This is a genomic window from Paenarthrobacter sp. NPDC089988, assembly GCF_044748465.1.
Lineage (GTDB): Bacteria > Actinomycetota > Actinomycetes > Actinomycetales > Micrococcaceae > Arthrobacter.
Genome location: NZ_JBIVGD010000047.1, coordinates 1 through 2,090 on the forward strand (window position 1 = coordinate 1; position 2,090 = coordinate 2,090).

General features: G+C 68.4%; 4 protein-coding genes. All 4 read left to right on the plus strand.

From position 1 onward, the window contains the following. The first annotated feature begins 27 nt into the window (after window positions 1-27). Window positions 28-366: a hypothetical protein gene (locus ACIPV6_RS23645; RefSeq protein WP_400273232.1), complete on the plus strand. Its 339-nt coding sequence runs from the start codon at window positions 28-30 to the stop codon at window positions 364-366. A 6-nt stretch (window positions 367-372) separates the two neighbouring features. After that, window positions 373-672, plus strand: coding sequence for a pore-forming ESAT-6 family protein (locus ACIPV6_RS23650; RefSeq protein WP_400273233.1), 300 nt, complete (start codon window positions 373-375; stop codon window positions 670-672). 26 nt (window positions 673-698) lie between these two features. Next, window positions 699-1,217, plus strand: a complete 519-nt coding sequence (locus ACIPV6_RS23655) for a DUF6507 family protein (RefSeq protein WP_400273234.1) — start codon at window positions 699-701, stop codon at window positions 1,215-1,217. Window positions 1,218-1,254: 37 nt separating this feature from the next. Then, window positions 1,255-2,090, plus strand: an 836-nt coding sequence (locus tag ACIPV6_RS23660) for a hypothetical protein (protein WP_400273235.1), incomplete at its 3' end; no start/stop codon positions are given.

Sequence of the window (2,090 nt, forward strand, 5' to 3'; positions counted from 1 at the left end):
TTTCGAGGGCTATTGGGGGCCTTTTGTATGGCTGTTTTTGATCTGGGCGCGCAGACGCTCACAACACTTGCTCGGCAATCCGATGCCTCCCATCAGGACCTCGGTGCGTTGGTACGCCGGTTCGTGGACGCCGTCACCCCGTTGGAGGGGAAGTTCAGCGGCGCGGGCAAGGCCGCGTTCGACTCCTTCAAGAACCGCTCCGACCTGGTCGCCTCGGAGTTGAACACCGCACTCGGTGCGATCGTGCAGGGCCAGTCCGGGATGGACACCGCCTTCACCCAAGGCGACCAGGCCGCATCCGATACGGCCCGCCGTTCAGAGGGGTCCGCGAACTTCGACGCCGCACGCTTCCAGGGAAGGGCCTAACCCATCATGAGCCGCATTGCCTACGACACGAACGTCTCCGCCCAGGTCCAGTCCGACATCCAAGCCCTCGCCGCGCAGTTGGAGAACCTCATCACCGCCCGGCAGCAGGACGTGAACCACGCCATGGCCGACTTCCGCGCCGACGGCGTCGACGCCGAATACCAGGCAGTCGAGAACCGGTGGACCTCCGCCGCCTCCGAAGTCCGGTCCATCGTTGCACTGGTCCGCTCCACCCTCGCCCGAACCGATGACACGGCCACTACGGCGGTGTCGGCTGCACGGAACGCCGTGCAGGGCATCGGCTAAACCCCCGCTCCTTGGCGGTTTCTGGGATGGCTGTTTGGGATATTGACGTGCCCGGCACCCACGGGGTGCTGGCCGCGGCCTCGAAGGCCGTGACGGGGTTGCAGACCCCGGTCAAGAGCCTCGGTGCCGCGCTGGAGGGGGTCGCCGGTGCGGTCCCCTCGACGGTGGTGGTGCAGGCGTTGGGCGGGTTCGCCGAGGACGGGGTGAGCCCTGACCTCACCGGGGCCGTGCTCTCCGCGGGCGCGGCCTTGTCCGGGACGACGGAGGCGGTGGGGCATTACGTGGCCGGAGACCAGGCCATGGCCACCATCGCGGAAAAGAGCGCGCTGATCGCAGCAGGGACCGGCCCGGCCCTGGGCACCGGTCTGGCGGCCGCGCAAGGCATCGAACCAGGCACCGACCCCGCTAGTGCCGGTGGCGGGTGGGCGTTCCCCGACGCCGGCGCCCAGCCTTCGGGAGCCGGATGGGGCGGGTCGCCGTTCCCCAGTCCGGGCCGCGTCAGCGAACCGCGGACCGGGGGTGGGTCATTGTGGCGGCTGCCATGAGCTGTGAAGTCTTCTTTCGCTTGACGGGAGTTTGTGAATGAGTGGGGATTTCACGCAGGTGTGTGTCCCGTCCGGTGCTGGTGGGTCGGGGATCAATTTGGACGCGTTGCCGCCGTTGCCGGATCCTGAGGTGTTGGACGCCCAGGTCCAGTCGATGATCGCTGCCGGGGTGGGGTTCCATAACGGGGTGCAGGACGCGGCCCGGAACTGGGCCGGTCTCCGGGCCTTCTACCGGACCCCGGAAGCCGAACAAGTGCTCGGCGCGTTCACCCCGGCCCTGGCCAAAGCCGCCCGGGTGAAAGACCTGACCGGGGCCGCGGCGAGGGCGTTGTACGGATACGCGGACCGGGCCAGGGATTTCAAACGCCGCATCACGGGTTTGCGGGCCGAGGTGCAGGCGTTGGACGCGGTGATCCTGGCCAACGATGACTGGCACACGAAGGCCCAGATCGTGGACACCCACCAACGGCTCATGTCCGCCGCGTCCGGGCTGGCCCAGCAGATCCTGGACTCGGACACCCAATGCGCCAACGAACTCTCCGCCCTGGTGCACGGGCCCGGGCACACCCCGGTGGAGGTTCCGCGGCGGAGCGTGTTCGCCTCCACGGACCAGGTCGCCAACGGGTTCAGTTGGCTGCAGCACCAGCTGGGTACCGACACCCCGGTCCCTGACCTGCCCTGGGGGCCGGCGGTGTCCATCAGGTACGAGGGCCGCCTGTCCGCGGTGCAGGGTTTCGGGACCGCCGCCGTCGGGGCGGTCCAGGGCCTGTACACGCTGTTCGGAACGAAAGACAAAACCCAACAAGCCCAGGCCTGGCAAGGTGTGGGGGCCTTGGGTGCTGCGGTGTTCCGGTCCAAGGCCGTGATCGACCG

Bases quoted from the DNA above. Each gene is read 5' to 3' on its own strand.
- ACIPV6_RS23655 (WP_400273234.1), top strand. From the start codon at position 699: ATGGCTGTTTGGGATATTGACGTGCCCGGCACCCACGGGGTGCTGGCC.
- ACIPV6_RS23650 (WP_400273233.1), top strand. From the start codon at position 373: ATGAGCCGCATTGCCTACGACACGAACGTCTCCGCCCAGGTCCAGTCC.
- ACIPV6_RS23645 (WP_400273232.1), top strand. From the start codon at position 28: ATGGCTGTTTTTGATCTGGGCGCGCAGACGCTCACAACACTTGCTCGG.